The 19,586-nt window shown below is 70.0% G+C and carries 15 protein-coding genes and 1 pseudogene; 8 read left to right on the plus strand and 8 right to left on the minus strand.

Annotated elements, in window-relative coordinates; genetic code table 11:
* Positions 1-68: 68 nt before the first annotated feature.
* Entirely contained in the window at positions 69-818 is a 750-nt protein-coding gene (locus tag CCN37_RS03745; protein WP_086819212.1) for an acyltransferase, read from the minus strand.
* Positions 819-877: 59 nt separating this feature from the next.
* Here CCN37_RS03745 and CCN37_RS03750 point away from each other — a divergent pair, with 59 nt between their 5' ends.
* Positions 878-1,834 carry a nucleoside hydrolase gene (locus tag CCN37_RS03750; protein WP_371503587.1) on the plus strand — a complete coding sequence of 319 codons (957 nt, stop codon included), beginning with the start codon at positions 878-880 and terminating at the stop codon, positions 1,832-1,834.
* A 411-nt stretch (positions 1,835-2,245) separates the two neighbouring features.
* Here CCN37_RS03750 and CCN37_RS03755 read toward each other — a convergent pair whose 3' ends face one another.
* From CCN37_RS03755 to CCN37_RS03780, 6 genes are all read right to left on the minus strand, one after another.
* Positions 2,246-3,652 (minus strand): PucR family transcriptional regulator, encoded by a 1,407-nt coding sequence (locus tag CCN37_RS03755; RefSeq protein WP_246842801.1) that lies wholly within the window; start codon positions 3,650-3,652, stop codon positions 2,246-2,248.
* Positions 3,653-3,689: 37 nt separating this feature from the next.
* Positions 3,690-4,439 carry an HAD family acid phosphatase gene (locus CCN37_RS03760; protein ID WP_086819214.1) on the minus strand — a complete coding sequence of 250 codons (750 nt, stop codon included), beginning with the start codon at positions 4,437-4,439 and terminating at the stop codon, positions 3,690-3,692.
* A gap of 88 nt (positions 4,440-4,527) precedes the next feature.
* Entirely contained in the window at positions 4,528-5,706 is a 1,179-nt protein-coding gene (locus tag CCN37_RS03765) for a class I SAM-dependent methyltransferase (protein ID WP_086819215.1), read from the minus strand.
* A complete protein-coding gene (locus tag CCN37_RS03770; RefSeq protein ID WP_086819216.1) occupies positions 5,706-6,665 on the minus strand; it encodes a class I SAM-dependent methyltransferase in 960 nt (319 codons plus the stop codon). The genes CCN37_RS03765 and CCN37_RS03770 overlap by 1 nt, the downstream gene beginning before the upstream one ends.
* Positions 6,655-7,434 carry an enoyl-CoA hydratase/isomerase family protein gene (locus CCN37_RS03775; protein ID WP_086819217.1) on the minus strand — a complete coding sequence of 260 codons (780 nt, stop codon included), beginning with the start codon at positions 7,432-7,434 and terminating at the stop codon, positions 6,655-6,657. Before CCN37_RS03775 ends, CCN37_RS03770 begins: the two co-directional genes overlap by 11 nt.
* Before the next feature lie 72 nt (positions 7,435-7,506).
* On the minus strand, positions 7,507-8,352 hold the full coding sequence (locus tag CCN37_RS03780; protein ID WP_210407862.1) for an ABC transporter ATP-binding protein: 846 nt from the start codon (positions 8,350-8,352) through the stop codon (positions 7,507-7,509).
* 69 nt (positions 8,353-8,421) lie between these two features.
* Here CCN37_RS03780 and glgX point away from each other — a divergent pair, with 69 nt between their 5' ends.
* The 6 genes and pseudogenes from glgX to CCN37_RS03805 all read left to right on the plus strand — a co-directional run bounded on the left by glgX (position 8,422) and on the right by CCN37_RS03805 (position 14,587).
* Positions 8,422-10,536, plus strand: coding sequence for a glycogen debranching protein GlgX (gene glgX / locus CCN37_RS03785; RefSeq protein ID WP_086819317.1), 2,115 nt, complete (start codon positions 8,422-8,424; stop codon positions 10,534-10,536).
* 73 nt (positions 10,537-10,609) lie between these two features.
* Positions 10,610-10,840: a hypothetical protein gene (locus CCN37_RS03790; RefSeq protein ID WP_086819218.1), complete on the plus strand. Its 231-nt coding sequence runs from the start codon at positions 10,610-10,612 to the stop codon at positions 10,838-10,840.
* Positions 10,841-11,505: 665 nt separating this feature from the next.
* Complete coding sequence (locus CCN37_RS03795; protein ID WP_086819219.1) at positions 11,506-12,024, plus strand: cysteine dioxygenase family protein; 519 nt, start codon at positions 11,506-11,508, stop codon at positions 12,022-12,024.
* Entirely contained in the window at positions 12,021-12,413 is a 393-nt protein-coding gene (locus CCN37_RS03800; protein ID WP_086819220.1) for a rhodanese-like domain-containing protein, read from the plus strand. The genes CCN37_RS03795 and CCN37_RS03800 overlap by 4 nt, the downstream gene beginning before the upstream one ends.
* 199 nt (positions 12,414-12,612) lie before the next feature.
* Positions 12,613-12,768 (plus strand): annotated as a pseudogene (locus tag CCN37_RS42255) (hypothetical protein); the annotation flags it as partial.
* 61 nt (positions 12,769-12,829) lie between these two features.
* The gene (locus CCN37_RS03805; RefSeq protein ID WP_168200507.1) at positions 12,830-14,587 is read left to right on the plus strand and encodes an alpha-amylase family glycosyl hydrolase; all 1,758 of its coding nucleotides are present in this window, start codon (positions 12,830-12,832) and stop codon (positions 14,585-14,587) included.
* Positions 14,588-14,647: 60 nt separating this feature from the next.
* Here CCN37_RS03805 and glgP read toward each other — a convergent pair whose 3' ends face one another.
* A complete protein-coding gene (gene glgP, locus CCN37_RS03810) occupies positions 14,648-17,209 on the minus strand; it encodes an alpha-glucan family phosphorylase (RefSeq protein ID WP_086819222.1) in 2,562 nt (853 codons plus the stop codon).
* 399 nt (positions 17,210-17,608) lie between these two features.
* Here glgP and CCN37_RS03815 point away from each other — a divergent pair, with 399 nt between their 5' ends.
* Positions 17,609-19,579, plus strand: a complete 1,971-nt coding sequence (locus tag CCN37_RS03815; RefSeq protein WP_086819223.1) for an alpha-1,4-glucan--maltose-1-phosphate maltosyltransferase — start codon at positions 17,609-17,611, stop codon at positions 19,577-19,579.
* Positions 19,580-19,586: the final 7 nt, after the last annotated feature.

Below are 19,586 nucleotides of genomic sequence, written 5' to 3' on the forward strand. Positions count from 1 at the left end.
GCTGTGGAGCGCTGAGGGAGGGGCGTGCACCCGTCCGCAACACGGGCGTGACCGAGGGGAAACCCAGGTCAGGAGTTGTCTAGAGCCCTTTGCGCGGCTTCGTCGGCCTTGCGGGACATGTCCGCGACGGCGGCCCTGCGCTCGGCGTCGGCCTCGTAGTCGGCGACGCGGTTGCGCACGACCCTGGCGGGGGCACCGACCGCGATCCCGTAGTCCGGGATGTCTCCGCGCACCACCGCGTGCGCGCCGAGCACGCAGCCCCGGCCGACGCGGGTGCCGCGCAGGACCGTGACCTTGGTGCCCAGCCAGGTGTCCGGGCCGATGCGCACGGGGGACTTCACGATGCCCTGGTCCTTGATGGGCCTGGTGATGTCCGCGGTGACGTGGTCGAAGTCGCAGATGTAGACCCAGTCGGCGACCAGGGTGGCCGCGCCCAGCTCGATGTCGAGGTAGCAGTTGACGGTGTTCTGCCTGCCGAAGACGGCCTTGTCACCGATGCGCAGCGAGCCCTCGTGGCAGCGGATCGCGTTGCCGTCGCCGATGTGCACCCAGCGGCCGATCTCCATCCGGCCGTAACCGGGCTTGCAGTGGATCTCCACATCGCGACCGAGGAAGACCATGCCGCGCAACACGATGTGCGGGTTGGCCAGCCGGAAGCGCAGCAGCCGCCAGTAGCGGACGAGGTACCACGGCGTCCACGCCTTGTTGCGGATCACCCAGCGCAACGAGGCCAGGGTGAGGAACCTGGCCTGCTGGGGGTCCCGCCGTTGGCCGAGGTCCCACCTGGCCCGCAACGGTGCGCCCCACATGCTGGTCATCCGCTGGTCCCCCGCATTCAGGTTCGATCCTCGCGCTGTCAGCGGGCAGGATATGCGGCATGAGCATGCCTCCCGCCGACCGGACCCCGCTCGTCATCGACACCGACCCGGGTATCGACGACGCCGTCGCGCTGCTGCTGGCCGCGAACAGCCCCGAGGTGGACCTGCTCGCGGTGACCACGGTGTTCGGCAACGTGGGGCCGGAGATCACCTCGGCCAACGCGCTGCGCGTGCTGCGACTGGTCGGCCGCGAGGACGTGCCGGTGGCGGCCGGGGCGGACCGCCCGCTGGTGCACGCGCTGCTGCACCGCGCGGAGGAGTGGCACGGCGGCGACGGGCTCGGCGGGCAGTCCGGCCTGCTCCCGGAGGCCGCGCGGTCGGTGGAGCCGGTCGGCGCGGTGGAGCAGCTGGCCAGGGTGCTGCGCGCGGCGGAGCGGCCGGTGACGATCGCCGCGATCGGGCCGCTGACCAACGTCGCGCTGCTGCTGGCGTCCTTCCCCGAGCTCAAGCCCCGGATCGCTCGGGTGGTGGTGATGGGCGGCGCGTTCGCGGGCGGCAACACCACGGCCACCTCGGAGTTCAACATCTGGAGCGACCCCGAGGCGGCGCGCCGGGTGCTGGTCGAGGAGGACGTGCCGGTCACCCTCGTCCCGCTGGACCTCACGCTGCGGTGCGCGGTGGACGGGCCGTGGCTGGCCGAGCTGGCCTCGGGCGGTGTCGCGGCCACGACGCTCGCCAAGGTCGTGGAGCACTACCGCAACCGCTACCTGGAGTTCTACGGCGAGGACCGTGTGGCGCTGCACGACGCGCTCGCCGTGCTCGAAGCGGTGGTGCCGGGCACGCTGCGCACCACTCCGTTGCCGGTGGACGTGCTGTGCGACCTCGGCCCGGCGCGGGGTGCGACCATCGCCGACCGCAGGCTCAACGCGCCTGGCCGCCGCATCGACGTGGCGGTCGACGCCGACCTCGACGCCGTGCGCGCCACTGTCCTCAACCGTCTCCTCGACCGCTCCTGACGCTCCGGCCTGCGCGGAGCCGCCAGGCACACGGGTCGCGCTGTGGCGGCAGCGCAACGCGACCCGTGCACCAGGCACAGGGAGCCGCGGCGGGAGGTGGGGCCGCGACCCCCGAACCCCCGTTTCGTACTCATAGCGGGAAAGTGCGTTCCCGAAGCCCGCTATGAGTACGAAACGGGAAAAACGGGGAGTGGGACGGGGAGGGGGAGCCTGGACGGGGTGCGCCAGTCGCGGCGCTCGTCATGCGGATGCGGGGGCCTGGTGCGCTCGGGAGCTGCGAGCGGTGGATCGAAGTGGGGCGACATGCTGGCTCCTCGTCGGCTGGTGTGCCGCAGACGGTAAAAGCGCAGATCAGGCGCCGATAGGCTCGATTTGCACAGCGAGTGCGCGGCAGGGTGCAGAACTGCTGTGTCAGGTCGCGTCGTGCACGCGTAGCGCTAGGACGAGGTCGTAGCGCGCGGAGGGACCGGACAGCAGCGAGCGCCCCAACAGCTGCTCGATGCGGATGAGCCGTTTCCGGACACCTGTCACCGACACACCAAGTGCGGACGCGGCACCTTCCAGGCGCGCGTCGGCGGCCGACCACGCGCGCAGAGTGTCCAGGAGGGACTCCGGCAACGGGTCGATCACTTTCGCCGCCCAGTGCCGAACCGCCGACGTGCCAAGGACATCAGCGAGATCCGCCGCTGAGTCCGAGCCCGGCGCGTGCAGGCGGAGTGCCAGGTGCAGCTCCGCCCGCGTGTCGAGCGGGTCGAGATCGAGCCCGAGCACGGACCCCACGTGCCGGACGCGCGCGGCGAGCGTGTTGCGGTGGATCTTCAACTGCCGAGCGGCACCGCCGTGGAAGTCCAGCCACGACCGCAGAGTGGCCAGCAGTTCGTGGCTGTCCGGGTCCTGCGGTCGCTCCGGCACGAAGTCGGCGAGCGGGCGAAGCACCTGCCTGGCCCAGGCACGGCCCGCGTGCCCGAGCAGCGCGGCGAGTTCGGTGCGCGCGCTGAACTCCGCGAAGGGTTCCTCGCCGTGGCGGGCGACGGCGAGCGCGTGGAACGCCTGCTCATAGCCGGTTCCGGTACCGCGCAGGTCGACGACGTCGCTCGCGCCCACGCGGATGTCCTCGCGCGCGACAGCACGCAGTGCCGACTCAACGGGATCGTTCCGCGCGGCGGGTGCGAGCAGGATGAGGTGCCGTGTGTAGACCGGGCAGTGGATGATCCACGCGCGGCCGAGGCACGCCGCGTCGCACAGGGCGGCGATCTCGGTCCGCGCGTTGACCGCGCACTCGATGACGTACACCCGCAGCAGATCGGTCAGCTCGGGCCGGAGCGCGCCTGCGACCCGCCGGGCGGCACCGAGGTCACCGATCATCAACAGGTGCAGAACCGCTTCCCTGGCAAGGGTTTCCGCCAGCTCCACGTCGCGAAGGCGCTTCTCCGCGCGGTCCAACCGCCACCTCAGCCGCAACAATCGGACCGCGTCGGCGATCAGCTCGTTCGGTGCCGCGACAAATCCGGCGCCCTTCACCTGCTCAACCACCAGAACCGGACCGGGGTGCTCGTCGACCAAGAGCGCGCGCACCACGTGTTCGGGTGTCTCTGCCGTCGCGGACCGGCTCTGCCCGGAGAGCACGCGCGCGGCCTCATCCCGAGCGTCGTGCGACGGAGGTGCGGCGGGGAACGCGTGCAGCGCGGAGCCGGACGCGTCGAGCAGGGCGACCGACGCGTCGAGGCCGTGCGCGAGCCATCGCACCAGCAGGCGCAGACCGTCCGGCCTGCTCACCTCCTGGTGCATGGCGCGCAGGTCGTTCCCCGGCGTCGGCACGGCCCCATGCTGCCAGGGCCGAGCGGTCGCAGCAGCGCTACGGCAGGTGGTACATGGGGTTGGGCAGCTTCACCGTGCGCTCGGCGTGCCCGCCCTCAAGATCGCTGTACTGGTCGCCGACGCTGAGCAGCACGGTCTCGCCCTGGCTCTCCAGGTGCGCGCGCGTGCCGGACTTGTACTGCACGGTGTTGCAGCTCAGCCCGCACGCCAGCCACGGGAGCGGCTTGTCGAGCGGCTTGAGGAACAGCGCCTTGGGCTCGGGGAAACCGTTCTTGCGCAAGGAGTTCACCGTTCCCTCGCGGACGTTCTCCTTGCGGCCGGTGAGGAAGTAGACGTGCACGCCGCGCTTGCTCGCCCACTGGGTCAGCTCGCGCGTCGGCTCGATCGCGGGGAACTCGCCCGCGTTGATCGCCTTGTCGAAGGCGGCCTGGTCGAAGCCGAAGTCGCGCTCGGCCTCGAAGCCGTAGGTCAGCTCGGAGGTGTCGTCGATGTCGAGCACGATCGCCGGGTTCTTCACGCCCTCGGCGAGCCTGCGCTCCAACCACCGGCGCGCGGAGTTGATCTCACTGGCGGTCTGGTTGGCCCACGCGCTCGTCGCGGACGCGTGGTGCTTGCCCGCCGGGTCGAGGTAGTCGCCGTAGTACTGCTTGACGTCGTTCTTGACCTGGCCGATGTTGGCGGGCTCCTTGGGCTTGCCCGCGGCGTCCGCACCGTCCGAAGTGGAGAGTGCGACGGTACCGACGAGGAGCCCAGCTGCGATCACGAGGGCGGCGGTGCGACTGACCATGCGGGGAAACTAGGCCGGAGAGCGCGAGCGCTCAACCCGATACGACCGGCTTGGCGTGTTCCTCCCGGACGGTCCGGTTAGGAAAAGCTCACACCCGCTCGGCGCGGCACAGGTACGCGGTGGGCGTGTCGCCGACGCGGGTCAGCACGACGGTCGCCTCCTCGGGGCCGCTGATCTTCAACTGCCTGCGCAGCGCGTCGGGGTCGATGTCCAAGCCCCGCACCAGGATCTCCAGCCGCCCGATCCCGCGTTCGCGCAGCAGCGCGCGCAGGGTCTTCTCGTTGTACTTGCCGTGCTCCAGCACGCGGAACGCGCGAACACCGCGGGGCGGGGCGTCCCCGGTGAGGTAGGCGATGCGCGGATCGAGCTGGCCGAGCCCGTGCCGCGCGCCGTAGTGCCGCACGAGGCCGGCCCGCACCACGGCGCCGTCCGGGTCGATGATCCACTCGCCGACCTCGCGCGTCGGGCACGCGTCGGACTCGGCGTCCGTGACGGTCCACAGTGGACCTTCCGGGCCGAGCACGGTCGCGCGTCTGCTCACGCCGAAGGTCGCGGGGGCGCCGACCCACACGCACGCCTCGCGCACCTGCCCGGCCAGTGAGACGACCTCGACCTCACCCGCCCACGGCACAGCCGCGAAATCCAGTCCTGGCGCGCACTTCACCGCCATGTCCCGGCCGCGGTAGGCCGCCATCAGATCACCGAGCGGCGGCACCAGGTCCTCCGGCCGCCACTTCCGCCGACCCGTCCCGTCACGCCGAGCGGGGTCCGCGAGCACGACCGTGCCCCGGCTCACCGGGCGCAGCGCGTCAGCCCGCAGCAGACCGACGGACGCGCCGGACACCTCGCAGTTGTGCTGGGCCATCGCGAGCCGGACACCGTCCACATCGGACCCGACGCAGCGGTCCGCGACCGCCGCGACCGCGATGAGGTCAGCCCCGACGGAGCACGTCACGTCGTGAACGTCGCGTCCTTCAAGGCGTCCCGCGCGGTGCCGGGCCACGACCGAGGCCGTTGCCTGCTGCGCGGCGTCCTCGGTCAGCAACCACGACGCCGCACCGTCCAATTTGGACACCGCGCGCCGCCGGAGCACGGCGGTCTCCAGCACCGCCGCGGCGAACCGCTCCCCCGCGATCCGCCGCGCCGACGCCACGTCACGCAGCCGCGAGGCGGGCGTGAGCGGCAGTTCCGCCGCCGCCCGCAACGCTTCTCCCCCCGTCGAGGACCGGAGGAACTCCACGTCCTCGACCGTGAACCCGTAACCCACTAGACCGGCTTGTTCCCCGTGATGAGCACGTTGTAGAAGACGTTGCGCGGTACGACCTTCGCCAGCACGTTCTCGTCGAGCCAGGTCAGCCGCTGCCACGCGCGGTAGGCGAACATCCCCCAGCCGAAGCCGAGCTTCTCGCGCGGGACCGCGGCCTCGAAGGTCCGCACCGGCCAGCCGAACAGCGCCGCCGCCAGCTCCTCGGTCACCGCGCGCACCTCCGTCGCCCCGGCCGCCCGAGCGGTGCGCTCCAGCTCGTCCGGGTCGAAGGTGTGCAGGTCCACCACGGCTTCCAGGGCTGCCGCGCGCGAGGACTCGTCCAGCTCCTCCTGCGGCCTGCGCCAGCCGTTCAGCGGCGGCAGCTTGGTCAGGTTGGTCGTCGCCCACCACGTGAGCTGGCCGAGCTTGCGCGCGTAGAAGTCGCCCACCTTCGTCGGCTCGCCCGCGAACACGAAGCGCCCGCCGGGCTTGAGCACCCGCAGGATCTCCTTCATGGCCGAGGGGATGTCCGGGATGTGGTGCAGCACCGCGTGCCCAACCACGAGGTCGAAGGTGTCGTCGTCGTAGGGCAGCGTCTCCGCGTCGGCGACCCGCCCGTCCACGTCGAGCCCGAGCGACTGGGCGTTGCGCACCGCGACCTCGACCATGCCGGGCGAGAGGTCGGTGACCGAACCGCGCTTGATCACGCCGCCCTGCATCAGGTTCAGCAGGAAGAACCCGGTGCCGCAGCCCAGTTCGAGCGCGTGCTCGTACGGCCAGTCCCGCTCACCGGCGACCGCGCGGAAGCGCCCTGTCGCGTAGGTGATGCAGCGCTCGTCGTAGGAGATCGACCACTTCTCGTCGTAGGTGCCCGCCTCCCAGTCGTGGTAGAGGACGTTGGCCAGCTTCGGGTCCTTCCAGGCCGCCTCCACCTCCTCCGCAGTCGCGTGCGGATTGGGCTTCGGATCACTACTTGCCACTGAAGGTCGCCTTCCCAGGGCCGTTCTCGATGAAGGAGCGCATGCCCGCCTTCTGGTCCTCCGTCGCGAACAGCGCCGCGAACAGCTGGGTCTCCAGGCGCAGGCCGGTGTTCAGGTCGCCGTCGAGGCCGATGTCCACCGCCGCCTTGGCCGCGGCGAGCGCGCGGGCCGGGCCGCTGGCGAACTGCTCGGCCCAGCGGCGCGCGGCCAGGTAGACCTCGTCCGGCGCGACGACCTCGTCCAGCATGCCGATGCGCAGGGCCTCCTCCGCCTTCACGAAGCGGCCGGTGAAGATCACGTCCTTGGCCTTGGCCGGGCCGATCAACCGCGCGAGGCGCTGCGTGCCGCCCGCGCCGGGGATCACGCCGAGCAACGTCTCCGGCTGGCCGACCTTGGCGTTGTCGCCGCCGATGCGGCGGTCGCAGGTCAGCGCCAGCTCGTAGCCGCCGCCGAGCGCGTAGCCGGTGATCGCGGCGACGGTGGGCTTGGGGATGGCCGCGACCGCGCTCAGCGAGGTGGACAGGCTGCCGCCCCAGTCCAGCATCTCGCCGTAGGAGAGGTCGGCCATCTCCTTGATGTCCGCGCCGGCCGCGAAGACCTTCTCGCCGCCGTAGACGATCACCGCGCGGATGTCGGCGCGCTCGGCCGCCTCCTGCGCGGCGGCCCTGATCTCCAGGTGCAGCTGCTGGTTCAAGGCGTTCATCGGCGGACGGTCCAGCCGGATGGTGCCGATCGCGCCGTCGACCTCAAGCCTGACGAACTCGCCCACGCCAAGACCCTCCTCGCTGCTCGCGGTCCCGGGTTCCGGGCCCGTCCGTCGCAGGCTACCGAACGGTAGGGATCACGCTCGACGCCAGGCGAAGTACCGATCACCCGAGCGCTGCAACGCCAGGTCCTGGCCGAAGGTCTGCGCCAGGTTGTGCTCGGTCAGCACGTCGGTGAGCAGCCCCTGCGCCACGACGCCGCCCTCGCGCAGCAGCATGGCGTGGGTGAACCCGGGCGGGATCTCCTCCACGTGGTGGGTCACCAGCACCATCGCGGGCGCGTCGGGGTCCATGGCCAGCGCGGACAGCCGCATGACCAGGTCCTCGCGACCGCCGAGGTCCAGGCCCGCCGCGGGCTCGTCCATCAGCAGCAGCTCGGGGTCGGTCATCAGCGCGCGTGCGATCAGCGTGCGCTTGCGCTCGCCCTCGGACAGCGTGCCGAAGGTCCGGTCGCCGAGGTGCGCGATGCCCATGGCCTTGAGCAGCTCGTCCGCCCGGTCGGTGTCCATCGAGTCGTACTGCTCGCGCCAGCGGCCGAGCACCGCGTAGCCGGCGCTGACCACGAGGTCGCGCACCTGCTCCTCACCGGGGACACGCGCGGCGAGCGCGGCCGAGCAGAACCCGATCCTCGGCCGGAGCTCGAAGACGTCGGTGCGGCCGATCTTCTCGCCGAGCACGTTGACCTGGCCGGTGGAGGGGTGCATCTCGGCGCCCGCCAGCTTCAGCAGCGTGGTCTTGCCCGCGCCGTTGGGGCCGAGCACCACCCAGCGTTCGTCCAGCTCGACGCGCCAGTCGACCTTTCGGAGCAGGGAGGTGCGGGCCCTTCGGACGCCGACGCCGTCCATGCGCACCACTAGGTCGGTCACGTCCACCCCGTCGCCCGCGGTGGACTGCATCGCTGCGCGCTCGGTCACGGGACCCATTCTTGCGATCCCTCGATCCGGGCCCGCCACCGCCCCTTGATCAGCTCCGGATCGTGGATCATCTTGTGCGTGACAGCCGAGCACGAGCACCCCGTCCTGGCCGGTCGCCCGTTCCCGCTCGGGGCCCACCCCGAGGGTGGTGGCGTCCGGTTCGCCGTGGCGTCCTCCATCGCCGACGCCGTCGAGGTCTGCCTCATCGAGGACGATCTGACCGAGCGGCGCGTGGAGCTGACAGAGCGCACATTCGGCGTTTGGCACGGTTTGGTGCCTGGCGTGACCGATGGCCAGCTCTACGGCTTCCGCGTGCACGGTCCCTACGACCCGACGCGTGGTCTGCGCTGCAATCCGGCGAAGCTGCTCGTCGACCCGTACGCGCGCCGTATCTCCGGAACGCTGACCGATGTCGATGCGGCGCTCGGTTACGTCGGTGAGCACATGGACTGGACTCCGTCCGCCGTGGACTCGCTCGGCAGCGTGCCGCTCTCGCGGGTTACCGCGCCCGGTGGGGCCGACACCGGGACCGCGCCAAACGTGCCGTGGGAAGAGACCGTCATCTACGAAGTCCACGTCAAGGGCTTCACGAAGTTGCACCCCGAGGTGCCGGAGCACCAACGCGGCACCTATCTCGGCATGGCGCACCCAGCGGTCATCGAGCACCTACAGCGGTTGGGTGTGACAGCTGTCGAACTGCTGCCCGTGCACTCGTTCGTCGACGAGCCCGGTCTGACCGCGCAGGGCAGGAACAACTACTGGGGCTACTCCACGCTCGGTTTCCTCGCACCGCACGCCGCGTACGCCAGCGAGCCCGGTCGCGAGGTCGAGGAGTTCCGCACCATGGTCGCCGCGCTGCACGCAGCGGGCATCGAGGTGCTGTTGGACGTCGTGTTCAACCACACGTGCGAGGGCGGCCTCGGCGGTCCGACACTCAGCTTCCGCGGCTTGGACGCGCCCGCCTACTACCTGCACTCCGCCAACGGCGGCGGCTTCGACCTCACTGGCTGCGGCAACACCCTCGACGCGGGTTCGCCGACCGTGGTGCGCCTGGTCACCGACTCGTTGCGCTACTGGGCGAGCGAACTGGGAGTGGACGGTTTCCGGTTCGACCTGGCCAGCGTGCTCGGTCGGCCCGGCGGCGGTGGCTTCGACCGCAACGCGGGCCTGCTGACCGCGATCACCACCGATCCGGTGCTCGCCCAGCGCAAGCTCATCTCCGAGCCGTGGGACGCCACCGGCGAGGGCTACCGCGTCGGCGACTTCGGCGTGCAGTGGGCGGAGTGGAACGGGCGCTACCGCGATACCGTGCGCGACTTCTGGCGCTCGTCGACCGGCGTCGCCGAGCTGGCGTACCGGCTCTCGGGCTCCTCCGACCTCTACGACCTCAGCGGGCGCCGTCCGTGGCAGTCGATCAACTTCGTCACCGCGCACGACGGCTTCACCCTGCGCGACCTGGTGTCCTACAACCACAAGCACAACGAGGCCAACGGCGAGGACGGCCGCGACGGCACCGACGACAACCGCTCGTGGAACTGCGGCGAGGAGGGTACGACGGACGACGCCTCAGTGCTGGAGCTGCGCGCGCGGCAGGCCCGCAACCTGTTCGCCACGCTCGTGCTGTCCACCGGAACGCCCATGATCACCGCGGGCGACGAGATGTGGCGGACGCAGGGCGGCAACAACAACGCCTACTGCCAGGACAACGAGACGTCGTGGGTGGACTGGGCGCCGACCGGGGCGTCCGAGGCGATGCTGACCTTCGCCAGGCGCGTGGTCGCCCTGCGCGCCGAGTGCCCCGCGCTGCGCCAAGCCGAGTTCTTCGACGGCCGCGAGACCCCCAGCGGCGTTCCCGACCTGGTGTGGCTGCACGCCGACGGGCGGGAGATGACCGAGACCGACTGGTTCGACGACTCGCGGCGAACGCTGATGATGTGGATCGACGGCGAGGACTGTCGCGGGCGATCCCGCCTCGGCGAGCCGCTGGAGGACCACTCGTGGCTGCTCGTCCTGCACTCCGGCGCCGAGCCCGCGCGGATCAACATGCCCTCCGACGAGTACGGGCGCTGCTACGAGCCGGTCCTCGACACCAGCACCGACGACGGCGTTCCCGAGGACGTGAGCCCGCTGACCTCGGGGAGTTCGCTGACCGTGCCCGCGCGCACCTTCCTGGTGCTCAAGGTCAAGGCGTGAGGTCACACCAAGATGATTCACTTTGGAGTGAAACGCCTCTTGGCAACCGCCCGATCCGCGCAATCGTGAAGGCATGACCACCAAGATCATCGGCGGGCTCACCGCCGTCATCGCCGCCGTCGGCATCATGCTCACCGGCGCCACCGGAACCGCGCACGCGGGCGACTGGAAGTACTACGGCTCGTACTGGACCTGGACCGAGTGCGAGTCCGACGCGGACCGGTTCCGCGGCAGCGACGGCGATGCCAAGTGCCCCTACAACTCCATGAGGGACATGTACGACCTGTACGTCCGGAGCTTCTGATCCAAGCGGTTTCTCCCGTGAGGTGAACCGATTCTTGGCGATCATCGGCGGACTCACCGGAGGAGTGCGGGAGCGTCGCGGCAGGCATCTGCGGTTCCGACGTCGGCGCCGCCTGCCACCCGAGCCCGCTCGGCGCCATATTGGACCTGTACACCTACCAGTAGCACCTGATTCACAAGGGCGGGTCGGAGTCACTGTGCTCCGGCCCGCCGTTCTCATGCGATCACCGCCAGGTTCGGCGGCAGCTCCAACTCCTGCTCCGCGTCGTCGGCGAAGTCCACGACGATGCGCATGCGCCAGCCGAGCGCGCTGACAGATTCCCGCCAATGGAGCGTTCTGGGCGGATGTTCATCAGGTCTCGCGACACATTGCCAAGGGCGCAAAGAGCCACATCAGAGTCCTTGTCCAGGATGCGGAACCGCTGGTCGGCGCGGGTCGCGCTGTGGGAGCATCTCGCTGTGATCCGCTCGCTGCTGTGGAACAACCTGCCGCTGGACCAGGCCCGGTTGACCAGCTGTGCGTGTACGTGCGCGCGGCGTGGCATGTGATCACGGACCCCACCCGAAGATCCTTTCGCGGGATCGCGCCTCGAACTCTGCGCTGATCCCGCGCGCCGCGCCGCGTTCCGGTTCTCCCTCCCCACTTCCTGAACCAGGAGCGCACGCATGACCGTTTCGCTGTCCGCGCCGGAGATCCACCCGGCGCTCGACCTCCCCCTGCTGCGGGACTTCATCGCCCCGCGCCGTCCGCTGTGGACGGCCAGCGAGCTGCTCGGGCTGACCAAGAACGTGGCGTCGGTGTTCGAGGACCAGCTCGCGGGCGTCCTCCAGTACGTGCCGGAGCAGCGCTGGTGGGCACGCCTGGCGCTGACCGACGAGGTGGAGCTGTGGCTGCTCTCCTGGATGCCGGGCCAGGGCACCGAACCGCACGACCACGGCGGCGCCTCCGGCTCGTTCACCGTGTACCGGGGCGAGCTGCGCGAGGACTACCGCTATCCGACCGGCCCGGTCCGGGGTGCCACGCGCAAGCTCGGCACGGGTGTCGGCTTCGGCCCGGGGCGGGCGCACCAGGTCCGCAACACGGGCGTGCAGAACGCCGCGACCGTGCACGCGTACTCGCCGCCCCTACTGCCGACCAACGAGTACCCCAGCCTTGAGGCGTACACGGAGGCTCCGAGAGCATGAGCATCGACAAGTTCCTGGACGAGGCGCGCGCGGAGATCGACCGGCTGGAGCCGGAGCAGGCCTTCGCGGCGCAGCAGGACGGCGCGCTGATCGTCGACATCCGCCCGCACTCCTACCGGGCGGAGGAAGGCGAGATCCCGGGTGCGCTGCCGATCGAGCGCATTCACCTGGAATGGCGGTTGGACCCGGCCGGATCACACCGCATTCCCGAGATCCGGCCTGATTCAGTGGTGGTCGTCGTGTGCAACGAGGGCTATTCCTCCAGCCTCGCCGCGCGCGATCTGCGCCGGGTCGGGTTGAACAGTGCAACTGATCTCGTCGGCGGTTTCCGCGGGTGGCAGGCGGCAGGGCTTCCTACCAAGCCAGGAGGAACTCCAGCAATCCCCTGATCGAGCACTAACCTGCGCGCAATCGAATGATTTGCACGCAGGAGGAAATGTGCGCCGCATTCGCATTCTATGCGGTCTCGCCGCCGTCGCGGCCCTGGTCGCCGCGACTCCGGCACCGGTCACGACGCGCGCGAACGACGCCGGACTGGCCCGCGACCCGCTGCGGAACGACCTGTCCGGCGTGCCGTTCTACATGGCGATGATCGACCGCTTCGCCAACGGCGACCCCCGCAACGACCGGGGCGGGCTGGACGCGGGCGATCGGCTCCAGCACGGGTTCGACCCGGCTGACAAGCAGTTCTTCCACGGCGGCGACCTCGCCGGGCTCAGCGGGAAGCTCGACTACCTGGCCGGTCTCGGCGTCGAAGCGCTGTGGATCAACCCGCCGTTCCGCAACAGGTGGGTGGTCGACGCGGGTGGGGGGCAACGCCTTCGCGGCCTACCACGGGTACGCGATCACCGACTTCACCGATTTCGACCCGCATTTCGGCACCAAACAGGAGATGCGGGCCCTGATCGACCGAGCGCACGCACGCGGAATCAAAGTCTTCTTCGACATCACCGCGCACTACACCGCCGACGTCATCGGTTTCGACGGTGACCACCCCTACCGCACACTGGCCGAGGCTCCCTATCGCGACGCCAACGGAAGGCCGTTCGACATCACCGCGATGGCGGGACGGCAGGACTTCCCGAAACTCTCCGTCGAGAAATCGTTCCCCTATGTGCCGAAGTTCCACGACGAAGCCTCGGCGCAGCGGAAGAAACCGGAATGGCTCAACGACCGCACGCTTTACCACAACCGCGGTGACGCCTTGGAGTTCGCCGGGGAGCAGATCCTGTTCGCCGATTTCTTCGGGCTCGACGACCTGATGACCGAGCACCCCAGGGTCGTGGACGGCATGCGCCGGATCTACACCGACTGGATCGACTCGATGGACATCGACGGGTACCGGGTGGACACCGTCAAGCACGTGAACACCGAGTTCTGGCAGGCGTTCGCGCCGACGGTGAAGGCCCACGCGAACGCGCGCGGCAAGCACGACTTCTTCATCTTCGGCGAGGACCTGACCGGCGACCCGACGCACACCTCGCACTACACCACCGCCGGGCGGATGCAGTCCGTGCTGGACTTCCCGTTCCAGGGGGCGGCGTCGCAGTTCCTCGCGGGCAAGGGCGCCTCGCTGCTCGCACAGGCGCTGGACGCCGACGATCTGTACACCGATGCCGATTCGAACGCTTACTCGCTCAACACCTTCCTGAGTAATCACGACACCGGCAGGCTCGCGTGGATGCTTCAGCGCGACCGTCCCGGAATCGGCGCTCAAGAGCTGCTGGACCGACTGCGGCTCGGCAACGCGCTTTTGTACCTGTGGCGCGGAAACCCGGTCGTCTACTACGGCGACGAACAGGGCTTCGCGGGCACCGGCGGCGACGCGGACGCACGGCAGGACATGTTCCCCACCAAGGTCGCGGAGCACTTGGGCCAGACACAGGTGGGCACGGCCAGCACTCCGGCACGGGACAACTTCGACACCACACACCCGCTGTACCGACAGCTGAGCTCGCTGAGCGCTTATACGGCGGCGAACGCGGTGTGGAAGCGCGGCAACCAAATCATGCGCCACGCCGACGCGGACGTAGTGGCCTACAGCCGCATCGACCCGGTGACAGGGCACGAGTACCTGGTCACTGCGAACTCGGCGACAGAAGCGCGCACGGTGGATATCGCGGTGTCTGCGTCAGACTTCACTTTCCGGCAGGACTTCCCGGTTAGAGGCACCGGTCCGACTAGCGGAGCCAACCGCACCGTGAAGGTGACAGTGCCGCCGTTGGCGGTTTCGGTGCTCCGCAGCGACAAGCCCGTTCCCGACGCACAGTCGGCTCCGAAGCCCCAGCTGTCCCTCACGGCACCAGCGAAGGACGGACGCACGGGGTTGCTCGCAGAGGTCCCAGGGGGCTCGCGCGCACAGGCGACGTTCGCGGCACGCATTGCGGGGCAAGCGAACTGGACGGTCCTCGGCACCGACGACGCTGGGCCGTACCGGGTCTACACAGACCTCAGCAAGCTGCCCGGTGCGTCATCAGGCGCACGCGTGGAACTGCGCGTGGTGGTGAAGGACTCCACCGGCAGGATCGGCGCGGACGGATTGTTCACGCAGGCGCCGAAGTGACCCGGAAATGACGTAGTGGGCGGCCCCCGCCACCAGGGGCCGCCCACCGTCGTCACGGCATCAGGTCGCGAGAACGACCTTGCCGAGCTCTACCGGTGACGCGAGCAGTTCGTGCTTCGGCAGGACGCGGACCGTGTAGCCGGTCGGACCGGCGTACGGCAGCTCCACCTCAGCGCTGTACTCGCCCGGCGAGACCAGGGCCATCGGCACCGAGACCACGTCGCGCAGTTCGTTCGCGTCGTCGACCCGGCCGATGACCGCCTGCACCTCGATCTCCGTGCGGTCGAGGCCGCCGAGGTCCACGCGCGCGGTGACCGACGCCTTGGAACCGAGCAGCGGGGCCGCGCTGTTCCCGTTGACGGAGAACGTGGTCTCCGTGACGCGCACGGCGGACCACGCGGCGTCGAGGCGGGCGCGGTAGGAAGCCAGCTCCTTCGCGCCGTTGTAGGCGTACTCCCCGACCGCGGTGGCCGACCGGGCCGCCGGGGTGTAGAGCGTCTCGACGTACTCCTTGACCATGCGCGAGGCCTGCACCTGCGGGCCGAGCGAGGCCAGCGTGTGCCGCACCTTGCCCATCCACCGGGCCGGAACACCGCCCTCGCCCCGGTCGTAGAACATCGGCGCGACCTTGCTGCTGATCAGCTCGTAGAGCGCCGTCGCCTCCAGGTCGTCCCGGCGGTTCGGGTCGACGACGCCGTCAGCGGTGGGGATCGCCCAGCCGTTGTCGCCGTCGAAGAACTCGTCCCACCAGCCGTCCTTGATGGACAGGTTCAGGCCGCCGTTGAGCGCGGACTTCATGCCGGAGGTGCCGCACGCCTCCAACGGCCGCAGCGGGTTGTTCAGCCAGACGTCGCAGCCCCAGTACAGGTACTTCGCCATCGACATGCCGTAGTCCGGCAGGAAGACGATGCGGTGCCGCACCTCGGGGTCGTCCGCGAAGCGCACGATCTGCTGGATCAGCGCCTTGCCGCCGTCGTCGGCCGGGTGCGACTTGCCCGCGACCACCAGCTGCACCGGGCGCTCCGGGTCCAGCAGCAGCGCGCGCAGCCGCTCCGGGTCGCGCAGCATCAGCGTGAGCCGCTTGTACGTGGGAACGCGCCGGGCGAAGCCGATGGTCAGCACGGTCGGGTCGAAGACCGAGTCGGTCCAGCCCAGCTCCAGGTTGGAGGCTCCGCGCTGCACCCAGGACGCGCGCAGCCTGCGGCGGATCTCCTGGACGAGGCGACCGCGCAGTTCTCCGCGCAGCTCCCAGAGGCGCTCGTCGGTGACCGGCTCGAAGCCGTGGATGCCGACGCCCTTGTCGACCAGGTCCGGGTCGGACTCGCCGAGCAGCTTGCTGATCTCGGTGGCCGCCCAGGTCGGACCGTGCACGCCGTTGGTGACCGAGCCGATGGGGACCTCGGTGACGTCGAAGTCCTGCCACAGGCTGCTGAACATCTCGCGGCTGACGCGACCGTGCAGCTGCGAGACGCCGTTCGCACGCTGTCCGAGGCGCAGGCCCATGTGCGCCATGTTGAACAGACCCGGGTTCTCCTCGGCACCGAGCGCGATCACACGGTCGACCGGAACGCCCGGGAGCAGACCGTCTCCGCCCGCGCCGAAGTAGTGGCGCACGAGGTCGACCGGGAAGCGGTCGATGCCCGCGGGGACGGGGGTGTGCGTGGTGAACACGGTGCCCGCGCGGACGGTCGAGAGCGACTGGTCGAAGTCCAGCTCGCCCGAGGCCACGTACTCGCGGATGCGTTCGAGGCCGAGGAAGCCCGCGTGGCCCTCGTTGGTGTGGAAGATGTCCGGCTGCGCGTGACCGGTCAGCTCGCAGAACACGCGCACGGCGCGGACGCCGCCGATACCGGCCAGGATCTCCTGCCGGATGCGGTGGTTCTGGTCGCCGCCGTAGAGCCGGTCGGTGACGCCGCGCAGGTCCTCGTCGTTCTCTTCGACGTCGGAGTCCAGCAGCAGCAGCGGGACGCGGCCGACCTGCGCCTTCCACACGCGGGCGCGCAGCACGCGGTCGTCCGGCATGGCCACGTGCACCAGGATCGGCGCGCCGGAGGGCTCGGTGAGCGGCTCCAGCGGCAACGCGCGCGGGTCGAGCACCGGGTAGTGCTCGATCTGCCAGCCGTCGTGCGACAGCGACTGGCGGAAGTACCCGGAGCGGTAGAGCAGGCCGACGCCGATCAGCGGGACGCCGAGGTCGGAGGCCGCCTTGAGGTGGTCGCCCGCGAGGACGCCGAGGCCGCCGGAGTAGTTGGGCAGCGCCTCGGTGACTCCGAACTCCATCGAGAAGTAGGCGATCGAGGACGGCATGCCCTCGGCCTCCTCCTGGCGGCGCTGGTACCAGCGCCCGGAGTCGAGGTAGCGGTCCAGGTCGTCGGCGATGGCCGCGGTCCGCACGAGGAAGCCCTCGTCGGCGGCGAGCTCATGGAGCCGCTCCGGCGGGACCTCGGCGAGCAGCCGCAACGGGTCGCCGTCGAGGCGTTCAAACGCCTGGGCGTCCACCGAGGCGAAGAGGTCCTGGGTCGGCTGGTGCCAGACCCAGCGGAGGTTGGTCGCCAGCCGCCCGAGAGCCGCCAACGGCTCCGGCAGACTGGCGCGGACGGTGAACCGGCGCAGTGCTCTCACGCGACCGAACTGTACTTCGCCCCCCGCCCCGGTTGGCAAGATTCCCAGCGAAGCCTGCAAAACATTGCAGGCGATCCCACGGCGCCGCGCCCAGGAATGTCACATCGAGTACGACGCCCCGGCGGCGCGAGCGGGGGCGATGGGTTGACGGGGTGGAAAGTGAAGCGGGAGGGTGCGGCGGGGTGGAGCAGCGGGCTCCGCCGTTCGGGTCGAAGTGCTCGCCCGGATGGGACTACGTCTAGGTAACCCGCATCATGGTGCGTGAACTCGGCGATCTCCGGGCACCCCCGTCACAGGGTCACCCCGGACCTGGGGTCGGCCAACTGGATCGAATCAGGCAGACTTGCGCCAGGACGGCACTGACAATCGGACCTGAACTACTGCGAGAGGGCGTTGCCGGTGAGCGGTCGGCTCGGTATCGACGATGTCTCCCCAGTCATCTCCTGCGGACGCGATCCGGCGAAAGCCGTTGTGGGGGAACACATCCCGATCCAAGCCACCGTCTGGCGGGAGGGCCACGACGCGGTCGCGGCCACCGTCGCGTGGCGCGGGCCGGACGACAGGGTCGCGCGGCAGACGCGGATGACCCACCTCGGCGGCGGCCTCGACGAGTACAGCGCGGCGATCGTGCCGGACAGCCCGGGGCAGTGGACCTTCCGCGTGGACGCGTGGTCGGACCCGTGGGCGACCTGGCTGCACGCGATCGAGGTCAAGGTGGCCGCCGGACAGGGCGCCGGGGAGCTGGCGAACGACCTGGAGATCGGCGCGCGCCTCATCGACCGCGTCTCGCGCAGGCCGGACCGCCGCAACGACCGCGAGCTGCTGACCATCGCCGCGCAGTCGTTGCGCGACACGGACCGCCCGGTCGCCGAACGCATCGCTGTCGCGCTCTCGGAGCCCGTGCGCCGGATCATGCACCAGTTCCCCGTGCGCGAACTGGTCACCAAGGGCAAGCCGCAGCGCGTGTGGGTGGACCGCGAGCGCGCGCGCTTCAGCTCCTGGTACGAGTTCTTCCCGCGCTCCACGGGCGGCGTGGACACGGCGGGCAACCCCGTGCACGGCACCTTCGCCACGGCGTCCAAGGCGCTGGACCGAGTCGCCGCGATGGGCTTCGACGTGGTGTACCTGCCGCCGATCCACCCGGTCGGCCGCGAGAACCGCAAGGGGCGCAACAACACCCTCACTCCGGGACCGACCGACGTCGGCTCACCGTGGGCGATCGGCGCGGCCGAGGGCGGTCACGACGCCGTGCACCCGGACCTGGGCACGATGGAGGACTTCAAGGGCTTCGTCGCGCGCGCGAGCGAGCTGGGCATGGAGGTCGCGCTGGACTTCGCGCTCCAGTGCGCGCCGGACCACCCGTGGGTCGCCGAGCACCCGGAGTGGTTCACGGTGCTGCCGGACGGCACGATCGCCTACGCGGAGAACCCGCCGAAGAAATACCAGGACATCTACCCGCTGAACTTCGACAGAGACCCCGAGGGCCTCTACGCGGAGACGCTGCGCGTGGTGCTGCACTGGGCCGAGGCCGGTGTGCGGATCTTCCGAGTCGACAACCCGCACACCAAGCCACCGGACTTCTGGAACTGGCTGATCTGGAAGGTCAAGGAGACCCATCCGGACGTGCTGTTCCTGTCCGAGGCCTTCACGCGCCCCGCGCGCATGTTCGGTCTGGCCAAGCGCGGGTTCACGCAGTACTACACGTACTTCACGTGGCGCACGCACAAGCAGGAGATCATCGAGTTCGGCAACGAGCTGGTGGCGCACGCCGACGACGGCACGCCGAACCTGTTCGTCAACACCCCGGACATCCTGCACGCGTCGTTGCAGCACGGCGGCCCCGGCACGTTCGCGGTGCGCGCGGCGCTCGCGGCGACACTGTCTCCCAGTTGGGGCGTGTACTCCGGCTACGAGCTCTTCGAGCACCAGGCGGTGCGCGAGGGCAGCGAGGAGTACCTGGACTCGGAGAAGTACGAGCTGCGCCCGAGGGACTTCGACGCCGCGCTGCGCGAAGGCCGCTCACTGGAACCGTGGCTGCGCAGGCTGAACGAGGTCCGCCGCGCGCGCCCGGCGCTGAGCAGGCTGCGCACGCTGCGCTTCCACCACGTCGACAACGACGCCCTGATCGCCTACTCCAAGTCCGATCCGGCCACTGGGGACACCGTCGTGGTCGTGGTGAACCTCGATCCGAACAACGGCCAAGAAGGCACGTTGTGGTTGGACCTACCCCTGTTGGGTATGGACTGGACGGAGCGGTTCACCGCGCGCGACGAGGTCACTGGGGAGACATGGGACTGGGGCCAGGCGAATTTCGTGAGGCTGGAGCCTCACCGCGCGGTGGCCCACATCGTGGCGGTCGAACGACGCTGACGCTAGG

It is taken from the genome of Allokutzneria sp. NRRL B-24872, from assembly GCF_002155965.1.
Classification (GTDB): domain Bacteria; phylum Actinomycetota; class Actinomycetes; order Mycobacteriales; family Pseudonocardiaceae; genus Allokutzneria.

Coding starts and splice junctions, on each gene's coding strand:
- CCN37_RS03790 (WP_086819218.1), top strand. CDS start 10,610: ATGACCACCAAGATCATCGGCGGGCTCACCGCCGTCATCGCCGCCGTC.
- CCN37_RS03795 (WP_086819219.1), top strand. CDS start 11,506: ATGACCGTTTCGCTGTCCGCGCCGGAGATCCACCCGGCGCTCGACCTC.
- CCN37_RS03750 (WP_371503587.1), top strand. CDS start 878: ATGAGCATGCCTCCCGCCGACCGGACCCCGCTCGTCATCGACACCGAC.
- CCN37_RS03760 (WP_086819214.1), bottom strand. CDS start 4,439: ATGGTCAGTCGCACCGCCGCCCTCGTGATCGCAGCTGGGCTCCTCGTC.
- CCN37_RS03800 (WP_086819220.1), top strand. CDS start 12,021: ATGAGCATCGACAAGTTCCTGGACGAGGCGCGCGCGGAGATCGACCGG.
- CCN37_RS03780 (WP_210407862.1), bottom strand. CDS start 8,352: ATGGGTCCCGTGACCGAGCGCGCAGCGATGCAGTCCACCGCGGGCGAC.
- CCN37_RS03745 (WP_086819212.1), bottom strand. CDS start 818: ATGACCAGCATGTGGGGCGCACCGTTGCGGGCCAGGTGGGACCTCGGC.